We start from the raw sequence: 19,621 nt of genomic DNA on the forward strand, positions 1-19,621 counted from the left end.
CCGGTCAGCTCAGCTTCGCCTTGAGGTCCGCCTTGCTCTCCTTGGCCGCGGCCTTGACCTCGCGCAGGGCTGCCTTGTGCTCGCGGCTGTTCGTCGCCCGCCAGGCGAGGGAGGGACGGCCGTCGCGGTCGAGCCCGGCGATGAGCAGGCCGCCGACGAGGCTCGCGCCGGTGAGCAGCCCTCGGCGCATCTCCTTCTTGCGGTCGCGGCCGCCGCCGGTCCACACCGGGTTGTTGACGAGCGTCACCGGGACGGTCATCGCGGCGAGGGTGAGCGCGGCCGTGCGCGGCTTGCGGTTGGTCGCGAGCATGAGCCCCGCGACCGCCGTGACGGCGCCGCTCGCGCGCACGAGCATGCGGGTGTCGGAGGCGATGGCGGGCGGCACGCCCACCTTCTCCAGGGCGGGCTCGACCTTCCGGAACTTCTCCACGTGGGAGTCCGGGTGGAGCAGGGCGTCGACACCGGTGGCGACGAACGAGGATGCGAGCAGCGGGCGGGCAAGGCGGCGGGAGATGCTCATGGACCATTGCTACCGCAAACCGGTGCTCCGGGCGAGTGGTGCGCCACGTCCGGAATGGCGGGAGGGGTTCGCGGGTTACACCTTCCGTGACCTGTTCGACGCTCGGCCACGAGACCGACCTCCGCCCGACCTTCGGCGCGCGCCCGCGTGAGGGCGGACTAGGCTCGAGGGTGATGACCGAGGACCGTGAGCTGGACCGCGCACCCGCGAGCGAGAGCGACGCCGAGCGTGCCGCGCGTTTCGAGGTCGAGGCGCTGCCCTACCTCGACCAGCTCTACGCGGCCGCGATGCGGATGACCCGCAACCCCGCGGACGCCGAGGATCTCGTGCAGGAGGCGTTCACGAAGGCGTTCGCCTCCTTCCACCAGTACAAGCCGGGCACGAACCTCAAGGCCTGGCTGTACCGGATCCTCACCAACACCTTCATCAACTCCTACCGCAAGAAGCAGCGCGAGCCGAAGAAGTCCGACGCGGAGAGCGTCGAGGACTGGCAGATCCACCGCGCCGCTTCCCACACCTCCACGGGCCTGCGCTCCGCAGAGATGGAGGCGATGGACCGGCTCCCCGACTCCGAGATCCGCGACGCGCTCATGGAGCTGCCCGAGGACTTCCGGATCGCGGTCTACCTCGCCGACGTCGAAGGCTTCGCCTACAAGGAGATCGCCGAGATCATGTCGACCCCGATCGGCACGGTGATGTCACGCCTGCACCGCGGACGGCGTCAGCTTCGTGAGCGGCTCGCCGACCACGCCCGGGACCTGGGAATGAAGATCGAGGCGACACCGTGACCGACACGACGCATCCAGACCCCATCGAGGGCTGCCGCTGCGAGGAGATGCTCGAGCACCTCTTCGAGTACGTCGACTCCGAGATGACCGTGGAGGACAGCGCGCGCCTGCACCGCCACGTCGAGGAGTGCGCCACCTGCCAGGAGGCGACCGACGCCGAGACGAGGGTCCGGCTGCTGCTGCGCCGCTCGTGCCAGGAGGTCGCGCCCTCGACGCTGCGCCTGCGGGTCATCACCCAGATCGGCGTCCTGCGCGGCGGCGGCACCATCCGCTGACGTCCGGGACCGGCCGGGCCGCTGCGGCCGGCGGGTCCTCCGCGGCGCCCAGGCCGATCGGTCGACGGGTGCCCTCGGGCCGGGGCGCGAAGGGCACCTCGTGCCCGACGGGCGGGCGCCGGTGCCGGCGCCGCCGGGCTGAGGACAAGCGAAAGGGCCGGCCAGCTGGCCGACCCTCGTGCTCAGGCGTTGGGGCGCTTGCCGTGGTTGGCCCCGCCCTTGGCGCGTGCCTTGCGCTTGCGTCCGCGCTTGCTCATGGTTACTCCCGGGTGCGTCGGTCCACCCCGTTCGGGTGGGATAACAGTGTCCTATCGTCGCACATCCGCCGAGGCAGCCGCCAAGTGCCCCCGCGGCCCACGTGGCAGGGTAGGGCCATGCTCGCCGCCTACGCCGCCGGTCAGGACGCCGACCACCCGCTCGAGGGGCTCGTCGTCGGGGAGATCACGGACCCCGGTCCGCCCGAGCCCGGGTGGGTGCCGGTCCGCGTGAGGGCCGCCGCGCTCAACCACCACGACCTGTGGTCCCTGCGCGGGGTGGGCCTGCCGGCCGACCGGCTGCCCATGGTGCTCGGCTGCGACGCCGCCGGGGTCGACGACCAGGGCCGCGACGTCGTCGTCCACGCCGTCGTCGCGAGCCCGGGCTGGCGCGGCGACGAGACGCTGGACCCAGCGCGCACGCTCCTGTCGGAGAAGTACCCCGGGACGCTCGCGGAGACGGTCTGGGTGCCGCCGGGCAACGTCGTGCCCAAGCCGCCCGAGCTCACCTGGGCCGAGGCCGCGTGCCTGCCCACCGCCTACCTCACGGCCTACCGGCTGCTGTTCCATGCCGCGGACCTGCGGCCCGGCCGGCGGGTGCTGGTCCAGGGCGCGGGCGGGGGCGTCTCGACGGCGGCCGTCGTGCTCGGCCGGGCCGCCGGCCTCGAGGTGTGGGTGTGCGGACGCGACGAGGCGCGCAACCAGCGTGCCCTCGAGCTCGGTGCGCACGCCGTCTTCCCCAGCGGGGCGCGACTGCCCGCCCAGGTCGACGCCGTCCTGGAGACGGTGGGGGAGGCGACGTGGGCCCACTCCCTGCGCGCCGTGCGCCCCGGAGGGACGATCGCCGTCGCCGGTGCCACGAGCGGGGCGATGCCGCCCGCCGACCTGGGGCGGGTGTTCTTCCGCAGCGTCCAGGTCGCCGGCTCGACGATGGGCACGGTTGAGGAGCTGAGCCGGCTGGTCGCCTTCCTCGTCGCGAGCGGCGCCCGGCCGCTCGTCGACGAGGTCCTCCCGTTCGCCGACGCCGCGCGCGCCTTCCGGCGCCTCCTCGACGGCGACGTCTTCGGCAAGCTGGTCCTCGAGCTGCCCGAGGCCTGAGGCGCCCGCGTCGGTCAGTGCTCCGACGCGCGGCGCAGCAGGCCCAGGCCGAGCGTCGCCACGCCCTGGAAGAAGAACGTCTGCGCGCCGAGCTGCGTCCGGGTGAGGCAGCGGGTGCCCCAGGTGAGCAGGTGCTCGTCGAGCAGCTCGTGGCGCCACCGCAGGGTCACGTGGCTCACCGGTCCGGTGAGGAGTGCCGCGAGGGCGTGCAGGGCGTCGGACAGGTCGACGCCCGTGGCGGCGGGCAGCAGCACCTCGGCCCGCACGATCTCGAAGCGCAGCCGGGCGAGGGCCGGGGCGGCGGCGTCGGGCGCGTGGGTGGGCGCGACCGCGCACCGCTGCGGCACGCCGACGAACAGGCGCGTGTGGTCGCGGCCGATCCGGTCGACGCACTCGGCCGACAGCCGGGACTCCTCGAGCAGCGCGACGCCGCGCAGGGACTCGGCGTCGGCCATCGGCCACGCCGTGTCGTGCAGCCGCTCGACGGCGACGACCGTCGGTGGCGTGGCCACGACGCACGCGATCGCCCCGGCCGCCTCGGCGACGGCGTGCGAGGTAGGACCGCAGAGCACCTGATGACTCATGACCCCTCCTCGTCATTCCCCCAGGTGCCATCCTCACGCGACGCGTCGGGCGTCGCATGGGTCGAACGGCCCGACATTTCGGTGGACCCCGACGCCGTCCGAGCCGGAAATGGGCAACGCTTGCCGGGGTGCGCTGGTCTAGGCTGGAACGCTGCCCCGTCCGTCCGCGTGCACGACCAAGGAGTCCCGGTGTCACCGACCAAGCAACGCAAGCCCACCGCTGCCGAGAAGGCGAAGGCGGAGGCCGACAAGCGCAGCGTGGTCGCCCGGAACAAGAAGGCCAGCCACGACTACCACATCGACGAGACGATCGAGGCGGGCCTGGCCCTCACGGGGACCGAGGTGAAGTCCCTGCGCATGGGACGCGCCTCGCTCGTCGACGGCTGGGTGGAGATCGACCGCGGCGAGGCGTGGCTGCAGGGTGTGCACATCCCCGAGTACAGCCAGGGGACGTGGACGAACCACGCCGTGCGCCGCAAGCGCAAGCTCCTGCTCCACCGGGACGAGATCGACAAGCTCGCCAGCAAGAGCCGGGAGAAGGGGCACACGGTCGTCCCGCTCGAGCTCTACTTCATCCGCGGCCGGGCCAAGGTCCTCATCGCCCTCGCCCGCGGCAAGAAGGAGTACGACAAGCGCCACGCGCTGCGCGAGAAGCAGGACGTCCGCGAGGCGCAGCGCGCGATGAGCCTGCGCGTCAACCGCTGACGACGGCGTTCGCGAGGACAGCGCCCGCACGGCGGGCTACGTTGAGGTCCTCTCCGACTCCGGGAGGGGACCATGGGTCTTCCGATGAAGCTGCGGCACATGCCGCCCAGGCTCGCCGCCGGCGCGTTCATCCTCAGCTCCGGCCTGGACAAGCGCGGCCTGGACGAGGAGCAGGCCGCGGGCCTGCAGGAGATGGGCGCCCGAGCCTTCCCCATGCTCAAGGACATGTCGGCCAAGGACTTCGGCAAGCTGCTGTCCACCGCCGAGATCTCCCTCGGGGTCGCGCTGCTCAGCCCGTTCGTGCCGTCACTGGCCGCCGGGCTGGGGCTGACCGCGTTCTCCTCCGGGCTGGTCCGGATGTACCTCAGGACGCCAGGCGCGACCCGGGAGGACGGCATCCGCCCGACCCCTGACGGCATCGCCATGTCGAAGGACATCTGGCTCGTCGGGATCGGCCTGGGGCTCGTCCTCGACAGCCTCGGCAGCCGCAAGCGCTGACCTTCGCGGCGCACGTCGCACGGCGGCGCCGGGAATAGAGGGGACCCTCACCCGGTTGGACGCGTATGATGGGACGCGCCGGCTCGCCGGTGCTTGTCAACTGAACATGGGGATGATCGGTTTCGACGATGGACGTCGTGCCAGAGGAAGCGGGTCGAGGATGCAGAGTTATCTCGTTAACGCCCTCTGCAAACCAATAGGTGCCGATTCCAAGCGCACCGACTTCGCCCTCGCCGCCTGAGCGAGTCTCGAAGTCCGTCAGCCCGGGCTAGCTCTCGGCCCGGTTCCTGGCGTCAGCTAGAGAGCCACTGCTCGTAGCCCTCGTCATCGGGGCTACGGGGACTTCCAGATGACTGGGCCCGTCAGCGACATGTCTGCGTGATCGCTGGGGCCGAGAAAATCGCAGCAGACTGCACCCGGAGAAGCTCTGGTTCCACGCCATCGGACGCGGGTTCGATTCCCGCCATCTCCACCATCAGCCCGAAGGCCGCCTCCTGATCCAGGAGGCGGCCTTCGGTGTGCCCGGGGTCAGTGACGCGGGCGTCCCACGGCCACCGCGGCGCCGTCGGCGGTCACCGTGCGTGCCGCGTAGCCGCGGGCCTCGAGCAGGTCGGCGGTGGGCCCGAGCTGGTGCTCGGCGACCTCGATCGCGAGGGCGCCCCCCGGCGCGAGCCACGGACCGGCCCGGCGGACGATGCGGCTGACGAGCGCGAGCCCGTCGACTCCTCCGACGAGCGCGCCGGGCGGCTCGAAGTCCCGCGCCTGCCCCGGCAGCAGCCGTATGTCCGCGGCGGGCACGTACGGCGGGCTGGCGACGAGGACGTCCACCCGGCGCCGCAGCCGGCGGGGGAGGGCGGCGAACAGGTCGCCCTCGTGGACGACACCGCCCCAGCGGGAGACGTTGCGCCGCGCGCAGGCGACGGCGGCGGGGTCGACGTCGGCCGCGTGCAGCCTGACGGCCGGGACCTCGGCGGCGAGCGCGACGCCGATCGCGCCGGTGCCGCAGCACAGGTCGAGGACGACGACGCCGCCACCCGCGCCGGCCGTGCAGCGCACGAGCGAGGCGGCCTCCTCGACCAGGAGCTCGCTGCGGGCGCGCGGGACGAAGACGCCCGGGTCGACGTCGAGACGCTGCCCACGGAACAGCACCCACCCGACGACGTGCTCGAGCGGCGCGCCCGCCTCCCGGCGGCGCACCATGTCCTCGAGCTCGTGCGTCCCGGTGGCGCTCTCGACGAGCACCGCGGCCTCCGCCTCGGGGTACACGCATCCCGCCGCGGCCAGGCGCTGCACGAGCGGCTCGAGCATGCCTGAAGCGTGCTCCCGCCGTGGCCCGGTGTCGCGCTGAGCCGCCTGGTCAGCCGGCGAGCACCTCCCGCAGACGGGCGGCGAAGGCCTCCGGCTCCCCGGTCTGGCCGTACTCCCCGCCCATGAAGCCGCCGTGGTTGCTCGGGAAGACCGCGAGCTCGACGCCGAGCCGCTCGGCCAGCGCCTCGGTGGTGCGCCACGTCAACGTCCCCGAGCTCTCGATCCCGGCGGCCGGGACCACCCGGACCGTGGACGCGGAGAGGGCTGCGACGTCCGGTCGGTAGCGGACGACGGCCGCCGCGGCATCGGACAGGAGCGGGTCGTCGCGCGAGCCGTCGTCCTGGGTGGGCATGCCGAAGGCCGCGGGGTCGGGGGACTGGGCGCCGAAGTCCTCCGGGAACTCGCCCCGCCACGACGTCATGGCGATGAACGCGGCCATGCCCCAGCCCCAGCCGCGCTCGTCGTAGACGGCCCGCACCCGCTCCCACGCCGCGAGGGCGCGGTCCGCGTCCGGCAGGACTCCCAGCATCGGCGGCTCGTGCGCGACGACGGTGCGCACCTCGTCGGGGAACAGGGTCGAGAGGCACAAGGCCGTGACAGCGCCGCCGCTGGTGCCGAAGAGGTCGACCGGCCCACCGCCGAGCGCGGCGACGAGCCGGTGGACGTCGTCGGCCTGCTGCTCGGGCGTCTGGACGTCGGTGCCGTCGTGGCGGACGCTGCGCCCCAGTCCGCGCGGGTCGTAGGTGACGACGGTGCGGTCGCGGAAGTGGGAGGCGAGCGTGGTGAACCCGACCGCGTCCATCGGCTGGCCGATGAGGAGGAGCGGCGGGGCGCCGTCCACCGTCGGCAGCGTCCCGCGGACGTCGTAGGTGAGGGTGGCCCCCGGGACGTCGAGCGTGAGGGTCTCGATGGCGGTGGAGCTCATGGTGTCCCCTTCGGTTGGCGGGGCAGGTGCCCCTGTCGTCCTGTGCCTACCGACCCGCGGGACCCACGGAACTCATCGCCCGGCGGGCGCCCGGCCCGCCCGCTTCCTACACTCACCGGCATGGCCGAGGTGCGGATCGGTGTGTCCGGGTGGCGGTACGCCCCGTGGCGCGGGTCGTTCTACCCGCGCGGCCTGCCCCAGCGGCGCGAGCTGGAGTTCATCGGGCAGACGTTCCCGACCGTCGAGCTCAACGGGTCCTTCTACTCGTTGCAGCGGCCGACCTCCTACGAACGGTGGCGCGACGCGACGCCTCCCGGGTTCACCTTCGCGGTCAAGGGCGGACGGTTCATCACGCATCTCAAGGCGTTGAGCGACGTCGACGTGCCGCTGGCGAACTTCTTCGCCTCCGGCGTCCTCGCGCTCGGGGACCGCCTGCGCCCGGTGCTGTGGCAGCTGCCGGCGCGCCGCCGGCTCGACCTCGACCGGGTGGCGCGGTTCCTCGAGCTGCTGCCGAGGACGACGGCCCGCGCCGCCGAGCTCGCCGCCGGGCACGACGAGCGGCTCGACGGCCGGGCACTGACCACCACCGACGCCGACCGCCCGCTGCGCCACGCCCTCGAGGTGCGGCACGAGAGCTTCGCCGACGAGGAGTTCGTCCAGCTCCTGCGCCACCACGACGTCGCGCTCGTCGTGTCCGACGGCGGGGAGAGCTGGCCGGTGTTCGAGACGCCGACCGCCGCGCTCGTCTACGTCCGCCTCCACGGCGCCGCCGAGCTCTACGTCAGCGGCTACGACGACGCCGCGCTGCGCTCGTGGGCGGCGAAGGTGAGGCGGTGGCACGCGGCCGGCCACGACGTCGTCGTCTACTTCGACAACGACGCCAAGGTGCGGGCGCCGTTCGACGCCCTCGCGCTCACCGAGCTCCTCGCCGACGTCGCCGTGCCGGCGCCGGAGGGCCTGCGGGACGCTCCCGACGTGGGCACACTGGACCGATGATCAGCGACCAGCTCGCCCGCGACCTCGAGGGCGCCGGCCTGCGCTGGGACCCGGCGCCCGGCGACCGCTTCCGGATCAAGGCCGAGGCACTGTCCGAGGACGTCTTCATCCTGTCCCACATGGTCATCGAGGCCCGCACCTACCAGGGCGGCACGGTGCTCAACTTCAACGGGACCACCGAGTGGGCGCTGGACAACGTCTCCAAGGACGACGCCCTGTGGCTCCCGCGCGAGGACCAGCTGCGCGAGTTCCTCGGCGGCACGTTCCGAGGTCTGACGAGAGACGACGGCGAGTGGGTCGTGACGACGACCGGCCCGGGCGGACAGGTGGAGGAGTACCGGGCGCCGGACGTCGAGGACGCCTACGCCACGGCCCTGCTCGACCTCGTCGGCAGGGCCGTGGCGGGGTAGGTGAGGTTCGGCGCCGCCCGCGCCGGACCTCCACCTCACTGCTCCAGAGAGACCGTGACCCCGCCGGAGAACACCGAGTCGTGGAGCTCGATCGCCGCCGGGACGGCGTCGGCCGGGACGTCGAAGACGACGACGCCCTCGACGGAGTTCCCCGGGTTGATGTCGTTGAGGAAGGTGTCGGCGTCGTCGAGGTAGATCGCCGCCGACGAGTTCGCCGAGTGCTGACGGCCCTGGTCGTCGACGAGGGTCTGGTTGCTGCCGCTGAGCATCTGCGCCTCGTCGCCGATGTTGGCCACCGTCATGTGGACGAGGACGAACTGGCCCTGGGCCTCCTCACCGAAGAGGTCGTTGCCCACCGCGGCGACGCCGGTCTCCACGGCGGTGACGGTGAACTCGAACTTCCCGTCGCGGACGGCGTCGCCGATCTTGGGCAGGTCAACGGGAGCCGCCTCGGGCGCCTCGTCCTCGGCGGTCTCCTCGGGAGCGGCAGCGGGCGCGTCCGCGGCGGGGGTGGCGGCGGGCGTCGGCTCGTCCCCACCTCCCCCGACGGCCGCCGCGCCGACGCCGAGGACGACGACGGCGAGCATGCCGGTGAGAATCTTGTGCCGAGCGAACCAGCTCCTGCGTGCCGGAGCCGGAGGCGGCAGGGGCGCCGGGGCGCCGCCGGAGGTGTAGGCGCCGGGGCCTTGCGGGGCGAAGGGCGGGATGGGCTGGTGCCGGTCGTCGGAGTGGTTCACGGTGTCCTCCTGGGGTCGTCTGAGCTGATGGCCCCAGCCAACGCGCCGCGCCCCCACCCCGGCATCGGCCGGTCGCCCAGAACGCGGTAGCCGATCGGCCAGGTGCCGGCGCCCCGCGCTGGCCGGACGGCGGGTGCCGCCGTGTCGGTGGGGTTGCCTACGGTGAGCACATGGAGCGCGATGCCGTCGTCACCGAGCAGCGGGCGCCGTGGTGGCGCACGGTGCTGTGGGGCACGCTGTGCGCCGGCGCCTCACTCACCTCGGTCGGCTTCTCCGAGCTCCTGCGTCGTGACGAGTACGGCTGGCAGGTGCTGCTCGCCCTGCTCGGCCTGCTGCTCGCGCTGGGCCTGCCGGTGCTCCTCGTGCGGCGCCACCGCGCGCCGTTCGCGGTCACCCTCGTCGCGTCTGCGGCGGCCGTCGTCGTGCCGATCGGGTCGTGGACGGCGCTCGTGGGCCTCGGCTCGCTCATCGGGCGGCGCCGCGGCCGGCAGGTGCGGTGGGCGGCCGCGGCCGCCGTGGCGGCCACCGTCGTCAGCATCGTGCGGGACACCCGCGGCGCGACGTCGGCCACGTCCCTGGTCAAGACGGTCTTCGCGCCCGCCGACGCCGCCCCCGGCGTCAAGGTCGTGCTCGGGTGGTGGGTCGCGCCGCTCCTCGTCCTGCTCGGGGTGGCGATCGCTGTCGGCGCCGGCCTCGCTGTGCGCGCGCAGCGCCTCGCCGCCGTCTCGGCCGGCCAGGTCACGGCCGCGCGCCACGCGAGCGCCGAGCTCGGGGACCGGCTCGCTCGTCAGCGGGAGCGGGAACGGATCGGCCGGGAGGTGCACGACGTCCTCGGGCACCGGCTGTCACTGCTCAACCTCCACGCCGGCGCGCTGGAGGCGCACGCACCCGACGGGCCGCTCGGTGACAGCGCCCGCCTGGTGCGGGAGAGCGCGGCGCGCTCGATGGCCGACCTGCGCTCGCTGCTCGCCGTCCTCGACGAGCCGCTCGACGCCGGGCCGACCGAGCCGGACCTCTCGCTCGTCGACCTCCCGCAGATGATCGCCGAGACCGTCGAGACCGGTGTGCCGGTGAGCTCATCCGTCTACGTCGACAGCGCCGAGCGGGCCGACCCCGCGCTGGCCCGCGCGGTCTACCGGATCGTCCAGGAGGTCCTCACCAACGCCCGGAGGCACGCCCCCGCGCAGCCGATCCGGCTCGAGGTCAGCGGCGGGCCCGCCGCGGGGATGCGCATCGACGCGCGCAACCCCTACGTGCCCGGCGCCGGGGAGCAGGGGGCGGGCCAGGGCCTGCGCGGCATGGCGGAACGGGTCGAGCTGCTCGGTGGGCAGCTCGCCTACGGCCTGGACGACCGCGGGCGAACCTTCCGTGTCACCGTCGACCTGCCGTGGCGCGACTCCGGTGTCTGACCCCCCACCTACGATGGCGGCGTGCTCGACACCTGCCGCGTCCTCCTGGTCGACGACGACCCGCTCGTCCGGTCGGGCCTGCGGCTGCTCCTCACGAGCGACCCGCACGTCGAGGTCGTCGGGGAGGTCGCCGACGGTGACGAGGTCGTCGAGGCGGTGCAGCGCCACGCCCCCGACGTCGTCCTGATGGACCTGCGCATGGCGCGCACCGACGGCGTCGAGGCCACCCGGGCCGTGCGCCGGCTGCCGCGCGCACCGCACGTCGTCGTCCTCACCGTGTGGGACGTCGACGACGCGGTGCTGCGCAGCCTCGACGCCGGGGCCGAGGGCTTCCTGCTCAAGTCGTCCTCACCGACGGAGATCATCGCGGCCGTGCGCGCAGTGATGGCGGGTGACGCCGTCCTGTCCCCGCGCAGCACCCGTCAGGTGCTCGACCACTACCGCGACGACGGCGACCGCCGTGCCGTCGAGGCGGCGCAGGCTGCGCTCGCCGGGCTGACCGACCGGGAGCGCGACGTCGTCGTCGCCGTGGGGCAAGGGCTGAGCAACGCCGAGGTCGCCTCCCGGCTCTACGTGTCTGTGGCGACCGTCAAGGCCCACCTCGCGACGATCCAGACCAAGCTCGGGGTGCGCAACCGCGTGCAGGTCGCCGTTCGCGCCGAGCGCGCCGGCCTGCTGCGCTGACCAGTGCCGCATGGCGGACTTCCGGCCCAGGCCGTGTCCGCTCCCGCCTGTTACGGGACCGGACGCTCACATGAGGCGTTCGCCACGCCGCCGTGACCAAAACGTGACATGCGGGCGCCGCGGTGGCTACTGTCGGGCGTGTCCGGCGCCCCTCCAGGCCGGGCCCTCCGGGTGGTTCCCCGTCCCGCCGCCGCCCTGAGGACGACGAATGCCGTGGCGGGCGGGACCGTGCTCGCGGCCCCAGGGGACAGAGACGAGCCCGCCGTGACCTCACCCAGGTCCCATCGAGCCAGTACCTCCGTCCACGCCCTCGCCCGCCCCTTCCAGCTCCTCCTCCGCTCCCGGGCCCGCGTCTGCCCGGCCCTGCAGCGGCGCTACCGCGCCGCGCTCGCCGGCGGGCTGGCCCTCACGCTCACCGCCGCAGTCAGTGCCGCCGCGGTCGTCGAGGACGACACCGCCTCCGCCCGCACCGCGCTCGCCCCGATCTCGCTCGAGGCCTCCGCCGACGCGACCGCCCCCGGCATCACCGTGCCCGAGGAGACCGACCTCGTGCTCAGCGAGCTCGACGTCGACGTCGAGCTCGGCAAGAGCGAGGTCGAGGACCTGCGCGAGGCCCAGGCCGCCAGCCGCGCCGCCGAGCGACAGGCGCTGGAGGAGGTGGCCGCCGCCGAGACCCAGGCCGAGCAGCAGGCCGCTGCCGAGGAGGCACCGGTCGCCGAGGAGGCTCCGGCTGCTCGGGAGGCCCCGGCACCGGTCGCGGCGGCCGAAGCAGGTGAGCAGGGCGCGCTCGCCGCCATGGTCAACGACCTGCGCGCGCAGAACGGTCTCGGTGCTCTCGCCCGCGACGCCGGCCTCGACTCCGTCGCCCAGGGGTGGGCCGAGTGGATGGCCGCCAACCAGGTGCTCCAGCACAACCCGAACTACAAGAGCCAGATCGGCGCCGGCTGGGCGCGGTCGGGGGAGAACATCGTCCGCAACACCGGCGCTGCCGGCTGGGCGCCCGGGGAGATCACCTCGTGGATGTTCAACTGGTGGGCCAGTTCCGCGCCGCACCGCGCGAACATGCTCGGCGCCGAGTACACCCACGTCGGTGTCGGCTACGCGATGGGCGCGGGCGGACCGTACGCCGTCCTGGTCTTCGGCGGCTGACGCCACCCACGTTCCGCGCGACGGGCCCTGCACCGTGGTGGTGCAGGGCCCCGTGCGCGTTTGTGGTGGGCGTGTGCGGTCTCAGCCGACGGGGACGACGTCCCCCCGCTCGGCGGAGCGGTAGGCGGCGTCGACGACGGCGAGGGAGGCCCGCGCCTCACGCACCGTGTAGTCGGGCACCGCGCCCGCGACGAGGCAGTCGACGACGTGGCGCAGGTAGCGCTCGGCGGCGACCTGGCCGGCGTCGGCGGTGAGGGACGTCGCGCCGTCGGGGCCGAACTTCGCGACGGCCGGGCGGTCGTCGTCGACGACGGCGTGACCGTGGGACCCGAGCAGGCGCAGCGAGCTCGTCGTCGGCGTCGTGCCCGGGGCGTAGGGCACCCGGCCGAGCGTCACCGTCGCGGTGACGCCGCGCTCGAGGAGGAGGCTCACCACGGCGCTGTCCTCCACCCCGTGCTCGGCGTGCAGCTCGGAGAACAGCGCGCCCGTGAAGGCGTGCACCTCCACCGTCCGCAGCCCCGTGAGGTAGGTGACGGCGTCGGCGCAGTAGCAGAGGAAGTTGAGCATCTCCCCGCCCCCGGAGAGCGCAGGGTCGACGACGAGCTCGGGGCGCTCGACCGACGTGGCGAAGTGGGCCCCCGAGGCGAGGAGCTCCACGTCGAGGTGGCGGGGCAGACCGACGTGGCCCGCGTCCACCCAGGCGCGGGCGCGGCGCAGGGACGGGGCGTGCGTCCGGTTGACGACGGCGCAGACCCTGCCTGTGCGCTCGGCGGCCTCGACGAGCGCGTCCGCGTCCGCGAGCGTCGTTGCGCCCGGCTCGTCGATGAGCACGTCGATGCCGGCGAACAGCGCAGCGAGGGCGAGTCGGGCGTGGCGGGCCGGGCTGCTGCACACGACGACGAGGTCGACCTCGGCGGGGTCGAGGACCTCGGCGACGGTCTCGGTGTAGCGCACCCCGGCGCGCTCGGCGGCGGCTCGCGAGTCCGCTCGCATCCACTCCGGCGCGTTGGGCTCCTCCGCGACGGCGACGAGCTCGACCCGATCGTCCTGCCCGAGCAGGCGCAGGTAGTCGGTGGCGTGGCGGACTGCCGACAGGACGGCGACTCGCAGGGCCATCAGAGGACCTCCTCGACGGGGGCGTTCGCGCCGACGACGGGGTCGGCCTCGATCTCGGTGACGTGGACGCGCCGTCCGGTGACGAGCGAGCGCTGGGCGGCGAGCGCGCCGGCGAGGGCCCCGCGCACCTGGTCGGGGCGTACGAGCGGGCGGGCTGTGCCCGTGACGACGTCGGCCCAGTGCTCGAGCTGGTCGCGCAGCGCCCCCTCGAGTGACAGCGGGGCGGGCCGGGCGGCGTCGGAGGTCAGCCCCGGCTCGTCCTCGGTGGAGTGGCGCAGCGTCCCGCCCGTGCCGACGAGGACGACCCGGCGGAGCACGTCCCCGCGCCGGCGCAGGGCGTAGTACAGCTCGAGCGTCGCGAGCCCGCCGTCCGCGGTGCGCAGCTGCACCTGGAAGGAGTCGGGGGACTCCATGTCGGGGGAGAAGGTGCGCACGCCCCGTGCGAACACCTCCGCCGGCGCCGAGCCGAGCAGCCAGGTCGCGGCGTCGAGGATGTGGGTGCCGTTGTGCACCGGGTGGCCACCGGACAGCGCGGGGTCGAGCTGCCAGCTGCGCCACCCGCCGGGCCATGCGTGACCGGTGTACCAGCTGATGTGCAGCAGGCGAGGGGTGCCTACCTCCCCGCTCTGGGCGGCGCGGGCCAGGCGGGCGACGGCCGGCTGGAATCGCACGGTCTGACCGACGAGGAGACTCGTGTGGCGGGTGGCCGCGGTCATCGCGTCGAGCTGGGCGAGGGACAGGGCGGCCGGCTGGTCGACGTGGACGTGCTTGCCGGCGTGACCCGCGACGATCGTCCACGGGGCGTGGCCGGGCGTGGCGTTGACGATGTCGACCGCCTGGACGGCAGGGTCGGTGACCGCGCCGTGGATGTCGGTCGTCGCGCGGGCGCCGACGAGCCGCGCGAGCTCCTCGGCGCGCGCGAGGTCGCTGTCGGCGACCCAGCGGACCCGCAGGCGCGGGATCTGCTGCAGCGCCCGGAGGTGCTCGACGGCGGAGGTGCCCGTGCCGACGACGGCGACGGCAGCGGGCGTCACGGCGCGTCGCCTTCGGCGGTCCACCCGACGCTCCGCCGGGCGGCCCGGAGGGCGTGCAGGACCGGCGGTGCGTCGGGGAGGGCATGGTTCCGGGTCTCGGCCGTCGTCGGCCGGAGGGGTTCACGACCGGGCCGGCCGAGGAGCAGTGCAGTGATCACCGTGGTGTGACCTTTCGCGGGCTGTGAGGGTCGGGTCGACGGCACCTCTGACATCGGACATGGCTGTCTCACAGAGGAGCTCATGCTGAGAACATCCTTCCGCAGGTCGTGCCGCACCGCTGGTGTGGCCGCCGCGATCCGTGACGCAGGCGTGCCGGCCCACGGCCGACAGGCCTCTGTACGCTCGGCGCGGGGTACCGCGGCCGGGCCGGCCGCGGTACCCGCACGGGCGGCCTCCTGCCCCCGTGCGCCGAGCGCCGGCAGCCATGCGCAGCAGAGAGGACCGCACGTGAGTGACGTCGTCGTCGGGGTCGACCTCGGAGGCACGAAGACCGCCGCCGCCCTCGTGAGCGCGGACGGGGCCGTCGGGCCCGTCCGCTCCGCCCCGACCCCCGCCCAGGCGGGCCCGCAGGCCGTGCTCGACACCGTCGCCGCCCTCGTCCGGGAGGTCGTCGCCGCAGGTGGCACGCTGACCGCGCCGGACGGCACGAGCAGGCAGGTGCCCGCCGGGGCCCGCATCGGCGGGGTGGGTGTGGGCACCGCCGGCGTCGTCGACACGACGAGCGGCACGATCCTGTCCGCGACCGACGCCATCCTCGGGTGGACCGGCACCGCCGTGCGCGCCGGTCTGCAGGAGCGGCTGGCCGACCTCCTCGCCGACGCGCCGGTCACGGTGGAGAACGACGTCGACGCGCACGCCGGCGGCGAGGTGTGGCTCGGGGCGGCTGCCGGGCTCGACAGCGTCCTCATGGTCGCCGTCGGCACGGGCGTGGGCGCCGGCCTCGTCCTGGACGGGCGTCCGCTGCGCGGGGCCCGGCACGTCGCGGGGGAGATGGGCCACCTGCCCAGCCCCGACGCCGTGGGGATGCGCTGCGGCTGCGGACGCGACGGCCACCTCGAGGCGCTCGGCTCGGGTCACGCCCTCCACCGCCACTACCTGCGCCTCGGCGGATCGCCCGACGTGCCCGACACCCGCGCCGTCTACGCCCGCGCCGTCGCCGGTGAGGAGCTCGCCCTGCGCGCCGTGACCGACTCCGCCCGGGCCGTGGGCCGGGCCGTGGCCGGCGTCGTCACGGTGCTCGACCCGGCCGCCGTCGTCGTCGGCGGTGGCATGTCCCAGGCGGGCCCGCTGTGGTGGGAGCCGATGGTCGCCACCGTGCGTGCCGAGCTCATCGAGCCGCTCGCCGACGTCCCCGTCCTGCCCTCCGCGCTCGGGCCGGTCGCCGCCGTGCTCGGCGCGGCCCGCACCGCGCTGCGCGCGTGACCACCCTCCGGAAGGAAACCCCCGTGTCACCGGTCCTCGAGCGCCTCCGCGGGCGCCTCATCGTGTCCTGCCAGGCCTACCCCGGAGAGCCGCTGCGCGTCCCGGAGATCATGGAGCGTATGGCGCTCGCCGCCGTCGAGGGCGGGGCCGCGGGCATCCGCGCCCAGGGGCTGGAGGACATCGCGCGGATCGTCGCCGCCACCGACGTGCCCGTCACCGGCCTGTGGAAGGACGGGGAGGACCCGGTCTTCATCACCCCGACCCTCGAGCACGCGATCGCCGTCGCGGACGCGGGCGCGCACATCGTCGCGCTCGACGGCACCCGCCGCCCCCGGCCCGACGGACGGACCCTCGCCCAGACGATCGCCGGTCTTCGCGAGCACGCCGACGTCCTCGTCATGGCCGACTGCGGCAGCCTCGAGGACGCGCTCGCCGCGGAGGACGCCGGGGCCGACGTCCTCGGCACGACGCTCGCCGGGTACACGGGGGAGCGGGCCAGGACCCAGGGGCCCGACGTCGAGCTCATCGACCAGATGGTGGCCCGGTGCTCGCGCCCGGTCGTCGTCGAGGGGCGCGTGCACACCCCGGCCCAGGCGGCCGACGCCATGGGGCGCGGGGCCTTCGCCGTCGTCGTCGGCACCGCGATCACCCACCCGACGACGATCACCGGGTGGTTCCACCAGGCCGTGACCGAGCGCTAGACCCTCGCGTACCGCGCGCGGCCGAAGGAGTAGACGCCGTAGGCGGCGATCCCCAGGCCGACCGCCGTGAGCAGCGCCGTGCCCAGCGGCAGCTCGAGGAGGGTGCGCAGGGCGCCGTCCATGCCCTGCGCCTCGTCGGGGTCGTTCGTGACCGCGGCGAGGACGAAGAGCGCCCCGACGATGCCGAGGGCCACCCCCTTGGCGACGTATCCGACCCGGCCGGCCACGACGACCGCCCGGCCGGGGCTCCCCTGGAGGTCCTCGCGGAACTTCTCCTTCCACCCCTTGACCACGTGGTAGCCACCGACGACGAGGATGCCGACGCCGACGAGCCCCACCGCCACCTGCCCCAGCGGGTTCTCCATGACGCGGGCGGTGAGGCTGGTCGTCTGCTCCGACCCGCCCCCGCCCGAGCCCCCGGTGGCCACCTTGGCCGCCAGGCCGGTGAGGACGAGGTACGTCGCCGCCTTGCCGGCCGCCTTCACGCGGTCCTTCGTCCCGCCGGTCGTCACCGCGGTGGCCACCTGCCACAGCGTGAGGAGCCCGAAGCCGACGACGATCACCCACAGGAGGACGGCGCCGACCGAGGTCGAGGCGAGCTGCTCCAGCGCGCCGGACTGGTCGGCCGACTCCTGCCCGCCGGTGCCCCAGGCGAGGGTCACCGCGATCCAGCCGAGCACGAGGTGGAGGAGGCCACTTGCCGCGTAGCCCAGCCGAGCCCCCACGGTGAGCACGGGGTGGTCCTCCAGGCCGGCAGCGGCCCGGCGCGCATGACTTCCGGTGTCGACGTTCATGGTGCACAGGGTGGCAGCGGCGCGGCCCGTCCGCCCGGCGACTGCCGGAGGTCGCCCCCCGGCGCGCGCCGGGACTACCGTGTCCCTCGTCCCCCGGTCTAGGAGCACTGATGATCCGACTCGCTGTCCTCAACGCTGCGACGAGCCCTCACCGGCTCGGCAACGTCGTCACCGACTGGGTGGTCACCCGCTTCGGGTCGAACAAGGCCTTCGCCATCGACCGCATCGACCTGCGCGACGTCGGCCTGCCGCTCTTCGACGAGCCGGACCTCCCGCGGTACGGGCACCACCGCCACGAGCACACCCGCAGGTGGGCCGCGCGGATCGGGGCCGCCGACGCGTTCGTCATGGTGAGCCCGGAGTACAACCGTGGCTACTCCGCGCTGCTGAAGAACGCGCTGGACTACCTCGTCCACGAGTGGGCGTTCAAGCCGGTGGGCATCGTCAGCTACGGCTCGGGGATGTCCGGCGGCCTGGTGGGTGCCGAGGCGCTGCGGGGCGTCCTCGGGTCGCTGCAGATGTACCCGGTGCGCGAGATGGTCGTCGTCCCGTTCGTGACCGAGCAGAGCGTGCGGGAAGGCACCCTGAGCGCGAGCGAGGGGATGGTCGAGGGCATCGAGCTCATGATGGACGCCCTCGTGCGGATGGACGCCGCGATGCACCTGCTGCGCGCCCCGAACGAGGAGCTCGGGGGCCAGCAGGGCTCCCAGAGCGGTCACGAGGGCGCGGACACGCGGTTGCGGCAGGGGCGCCCGGAGGCGCCGGACAGCTGGACGACGACGAGCGCCCTGGAGCGGCCTCCGGGCTTCGTCTGAGGTCCGCGCGGCCCCTCGCGCTCGTCCCGGACGCCTCGGCGGCGCCCGTGACCCGCGGAAAGGCAAGGCGAGAACCCGGCGCGTGGAGGCGACAACCTGCGGGGTTACGCCGTAATGTCGGCCCAGTCGCACCCAACAGGGTGTGTACGCCGACTGAGAGAGGGATTCCATGTCCGTCAACCGCACCGAGCTCGTCGCCGCTGTGGCCGAGCGCTCCTCGCTCACCAAGTCCCAGGCCGACGCTGCTCTGTCGGCCCTGCAGGACGTGCTTGTCGAGTCCGTCAGCAAGGGCGAGGCCGTCAAGATCACGGGCCTGCTGTCCGTCGAGCGTGTCGAGCGCGCCGCGCGCACCGGCCGCAACCCGCAGACCGGCGCCGAGATCCAGATCCCGGCCGGCTACGGCGTCAAGATCTCCGCGGGCAGCGCCCTGAAGAAGGCCGTCTCCAACAAGTGACGTCCTGACAGACGCACAGGCGGGCAGGACGTTCACGTCCTGCCCGCCTTGCCATGTCCGCACGTCCCACGGCCCGCAGGGTCAGTAGGCTGGTCGCGGGTGCGAGGCGCACCCGAACCGTGCGAAGGAGAGGTACCCGGTGGAGGTCGTCATCACGTCCGGTGCGCAGGAGAGCGCACAGTTCGCCGCGGACGCAATCGAGCAGCTGCTCAGCCGCAAGCCGGACGCCGTCCTCGGCCTGGCCACCGGCTCGACCCCGCTGCCCACCTACGACGAGCTCGTCCGCCGGCAGCAGGCGGGCCGGATCAGCTTCGCCCGCGCGCGCGGGTTCACCCTGGACGAGTACATCGGGCTGCCCGCCGACCACCCGCAGCGCTACCGCAACGTCATCGAGCAGGAGCTCGTCGGCCGGGTCGACTTCGCCCCCGGCGCGGTCACCGGTCCGGACGGTCTCGCCGAGGACCTGCCCGCGGCCGCCGCGGCCTACGAGCGCGCGATCGCCGAGGCCGGCGGGGTGGACCTGCAGATCCTCGGGATCGGTACCAACGGCCACATCGCCTTCAACGAGCCCGCCTCCTCCCTCGCCTCCCGCACCCGGGTGCAGCCGCTCGCGCCGCAGACCCGCAGCGACAACGCCCGCTTCTTCGACGGCGACGTCGAGGCCGTCCCGCGGCTGTGCTTCACCCAGGGGCTGGGCACGATCATGGAGGCCCGCCACCTCGTCCTCATCGCGACCGGTGAGGGCAAGGCCGCCGCGGTGCGCCAGCTCGTCGAGGGCCCGGTGAGCGCCATGTGGCCGGCGACGATCATGCAGCACCACCCGCACGCCACCGTGCTGCTCGACGAGGCCGCGGCCTCCCAGCTCGAGCACGTGGACTACTACCGGGAGACCTACGCGGCGAAGCCTGCGTGGCAGGGCCTGTAGCCACCGGCGGCTGTGCCGTA

General features: G+C 74.1%; 24 protein-coding genes and 1 other RNA gene. 16 read left to right on the top strand and 9 right to left on the bottom strand.

All coding sequences use genetic code 11. The features are described 5' to 3' along the window. Nucleotides 1-4: 4 nt before the first annotated feature. Nucleotides 5-520 (bottom strand): DoxX family protein, encoded by a 516-nt coding sequence (locus FE251_RS03375; protein WP_139947868.1) that lies wholly within the window; start codon nt 518-520, stop codon nt 5-7. Nucleotides 521-693: 173 nt separating this feature from the next. On the opposite strand from FE251_RS03375, the gene FE251_RS03380 reads away from it, so the two are divergent. Together FE251_RS03380 and rsrA are read left to right on the top strand one after the other, a co-directional pair. After that, entirely contained in the window at nt 694-1,308 is a 615-nt protein-coding gene (locus FE251_RS03380; protein ID WP_139073494.1) for a sigma-70 family RNA polymerase sigma factor, read from the top strand. Further along, entirely contained in the window at nt 1,305-1,583 is a 279-nt protein-coding gene (gene rsrA / locus FE251_RS03385) for a mycothiol system anti-sigma-R factor (protein ID WP_139073495.1), read from the top strand. The genes FE251_RS03380 and rsrA overlap by 4 nt, the downstream gene beginning before the upstream one ends. A 182-nt stretch (nt 1,584-1,765) precedes the next feature. Here the strand turns inward: rsrA and FE251_RS16065 are convergent, their stop codons facing one another. After that, nucleotides 1,766-1,840 carry a 50S ribosomal protein bL37 gene (locus FE251_RS16065; RefSeq protein WP_371327667.1) on the bottom strand — a complete coding sequence of 25 codons (75 nt, stop codon included), beginning with the start codon at nt 1,838-1,840 and terminating at the stop codon, nt 1,766-1,768. Nucleotides 1,841-1,957: 117 nt separating this feature from the next. Here FE251_RS16065 and FE251_RS03390 point away from each other — a divergent pair, with 117 nt between their 5' ends. Beyond that, nucleotides 1,958-2,935, top strand: a complete 978-nt coding sequence (locus tag FE251_RS03390) for a zinc-binding dehydrogenase (protein WP_139947869.1) — start codon at nt 1,958-1,960, stop codon at nt 2,933-2,935. Between the two features lie 14 nt (nt 2,936-2,949). Here the strand turns inward: FE251_RS03390 and FE251_RS03395 are convergent, their stop codons facing one another. Further along, a complete protein-coding gene (locus FE251_RS03395; RefSeq protein ID WP_139073497.1) occupies nt 2,950-3,519 on the bottom strand; it encodes a hypothetical protein in 570 nt (189 codons plus the stop codon). A gap of 189 nt (nt 3,520-3,708) precedes the next feature. On the opposite strand from FE251_RS03395, the gene smpB reads away from it, so the two are divergent. The 3 genes from smpB to ssrA all read left to right on the top strand — a co-directional run bounded on the left by smpB (nt 3,709) and on the right by ssrA (nt 5,197). Then, on the top strand, nt 3,709-4,224 hold the full coding sequence (smpB, locus tag FE251_RS15785) for an SsrA-binding protein SmpB (protein ID WP_255303749.1): 516 nt from the start codon (nt 3,709-3,711) through the stop codon (nt 4,222-4,224). Nucleotides 4,225-4,296: 72 nt separating this feature from the next. Then, a complete protein-coding gene (locus tag FE251_RS03405) occupies nt 4,297-4,722 on the top strand; it encodes a hypothetical protein (RefSeq protein ID WP_139947871.1) in 426 nt (141 codons plus the stop codon). A gap of 108 nt (nt 4,723-4,830) precedes the next feature. After that, nucleotides 4,831-5,197: a transfer-messenger RNA gene (ssrA, locus tag FE251_RS03410) on the top strand. 53 nt (nt 5,198-5,250) lie between these two features. On the opposite strand, the gene FE251_RS03415 is transcribed toward ssrA, so the two are convergent. Beyond that, nucleotides 5,251-6,030, bottom strand: a complete 780-nt coding sequence (locus FE251_RS03415) for a putative protein N(5)-glutamine methyltransferase (protein ID WP_139947873.1) — start codon at nt 6,028-6,030, stop codon at nt 5,251-5,253. Between the two features lie 49 nt (nt 6,031-6,079). Next, nucleotides 6,080-6,940: an alpha/beta fold hydrolase gene (locus FE251_RS03420; protein ID WP_139949238.1), complete on the bottom strand. Its 861-nt coding sequence runs from the start codon at nt 6,938-6,940 to the stop codon at nt 6,080-6,082. A 135-nt stretch (nt 6,941-7,075) separates the two neighbouring features. Here FE251_RS03420 and FE251_RS03425 point away from each other — a divergent pair, with 135 nt between their 5' ends. Next, complete coding sequence (locus tag FE251_RS03425; protein ID WP_139947875.1) at nt 7,076-7,951, top strand: DUF72 domain-containing protein; 876 nt, start codon at nt 7,076-7,078, stop codon at nt 7,949-7,951. Then, the gene (locus tag FE251_RS03430) at nt 7,948-8,361 is read left to right on the top strand and encodes a pilus assembly protein CpaE (RefSeq protein WP_139947877.1); all 414 of its coding nucleotides are present in this window, start codon (nt 7,948-7,950) and stop codon (nt 8,359-8,361) included. The genes FE251_RS03425 and FE251_RS03430 overlap by 4 nt, the downstream gene beginning before the upstream one ends. Before the next feature lie 35 nt (nt 8,362-8,396). On the opposite strand, the gene FE251_RS03435 is transcribed toward FE251_RS03430, so the two are convergent. Next, a complete protein-coding gene (locus FE251_RS03435; protein ID WP_230976527.1) occupies nt 8,397-9,098 on the bottom strand; it encodes a DUF4352 domain-containing protein in 702 nt (233 codons plus the stop codon). Nucleotides 9,099-9,268: 170 nt separating this feature from the next. Here FE251_RS03435 and FE251_RS03440 point away from each other — a divergent pair, with 170 nt between their 5' ends. The 3 genes from FE251_RS03440 (at nt 9,269) to FE251_RS03450 (ending at nt 12,340) form a co-directional block, all read left to right on the top strand. After that, nucleotides 9,269-10,507, top strand: coding sequence for a sensor histidine kinase (locus tag FE251_RS03440; protein ID WP_139947879.1), 1,239 nt, complete (start codon nt 9,269-9,271; stop codon nt 10,505-10,507). Nucleotides 10,508-10,528: 21 nt separating this feature from the next. Further along, nucleotides 10,529-11,191: a response regulator gene (locus FE251_RS03445; protein ID WP_139947881.1), complete on the top strand. Its 663-nt coding sequence runs from the start codon at nt 10,529-10,531 to the stop codon at nt 11,189-11,191. 264 nt (nt 11,192-11,455) lie between these two features. Further along, complete coding sequence (locus FE251_RS03450; protein ID WP_139947883.1) at nt 11,456-12,340, top strand: CAP domain-containing protein; 885 nt, start codon at nt 11,456-11,458, stop codon at nt 12,338-12,340. A gap of 81 nt (nt 12,341-12,421) precedes the next feature. Here FE251_RS03450 and FE251_RS03455 read toward each other — a convergent pair whose 3' ends face one another. After that, a complete protein-coding gene (locus FE251_RS03455) occupies nt 12,422-13,456 on the bottom strand; it encodes a Gfo/Idh/MocA family protein (RefSeq protein ID WP_139947884.1) in 1,035 nt (344 codons plus the stop codon). Continuing rightward, complete coding sequence (locus tag FE251_RS03460; RefSeq protein WP_139947886.1) at nt 13,456-14,490, bottom strand: Gfo/Idh/MocA family protein; 1,035 nt, start codon at nt 14,488-14,490, stop codon at nt 13,456-13,458. Before FE251_RS03460 ends, FE251_RS03455 begins: the two co-directional genes overlap by 1 nt. A gap of 447 nt (nt 14,491-14,937) precedes the next feature. Between FE251_RS03460 and FE251_RS03465 the strand changes: the two genes are divergently transcribed. Together FE251_RS03465 and FE251_RS03470 are read left to right on the top strand one after the other, a co-directional pair. Continuing rightward, nucleotides 14,938-15,912, top strand: a complete 975-nt coding sequence (locus FE251_RS03465; protein ID WP_230976528.1) for an ROK family protein — start codon at nt 14,938-14,940, stop codon at nt 15,910-15,912. Between the two features lie 23 nt (nt 15,913-15,935). Then, nucleotides 15,936-16,613 carry an N-acetylmannosamine-6-phosphate 2-epimerase gene (locus FE251_RS03470; RefSeq protein WP_139947890.1) on the top strand — a complete coding sequence of 226 codons (678 nt, stop codon included), beginning with the start codon at nt 15,936-15,938 and terminating at the stop codon, nt 16,611-16,613. On the opposite strand, the gene FE251_RS03475 is transcribed toward FE251_RS03470, so the two are convergent. Continuing rightward, nucleotides 16,610-17,407 (bottom strand): DUF1206 domain-containing protein, encoded by a 798-nt coding sequence (locus FE251_RS03475; RefSeq protein WP_139947892.1) that lies wholly within the window; start codon nt 17,405-17,407, stop codon nt 16,610-16,612. The genes FE251_RS03470 and FE251_RS03475 overlap by 4 nt on opposite strands. 110 nt (nt 17,408-17,517) lie before the next feature. Here FE251_RS03475 and FE251_RS03480 point away from each other — a divergent pair, with 110 nt between their 5' ends. The 3 genes from FE251_RS03480 to nagB all read left to right on the top strand — a co-directional run bounded on the left by FE251_RS03480 (nt 17,518) and on the right by nagB (nt 19,601). Further along, a complete protein-coding gene (locus tag FE251_RS03480) occupies nt 17,518-18,222 on the top strand; it encodes an NADPH-dependent FMN reductase (RefSeq protein WP_139947894.1) in 705 nt (234 codons plus the stop codon). A gap of 169 nt (nt 18,223-18,391) precedes the next feature. Further along, nucleotides 18,392-18,676, top strand: a complete 285-nt coding sequence (locus FE251_RS03485; RefSeq protein WP_139073512.1) for an HU family DNA-binding protein — start codon at nt 18,392-18,394, stop codon at nt 18,674-18,676. A 139-nt stretch (nt 18,677-18,815) separates the two neighbouring features. Then, nucleotides 18,816-19,601 carry a glucosamine-6-phosphate deaminase gene (gene nagB, locus FE251_RS03490; RefSeq protein ID WP_139073513.1) on the top strand — a complete coding sequence of 262 codons (786 nt, stop codon included), beginning with the start codon at nt 18,816-18,818 and terminating at the stop codon, nt 19,599-19,601. Nucleotides 19,602-19,621 lie beyond the last annotated feature (20 nt).

The sequence above is a fragment of the Georgenia wutianyii genome (assembly GCF_006349365.1).
GTDB classification, from domain to species: Bacteria; Actinomycetota; Actinomycetes; order Actinomycetales; family Actinomycetaceae; genus Oceanitalea; species Oceanitalea wutianyii.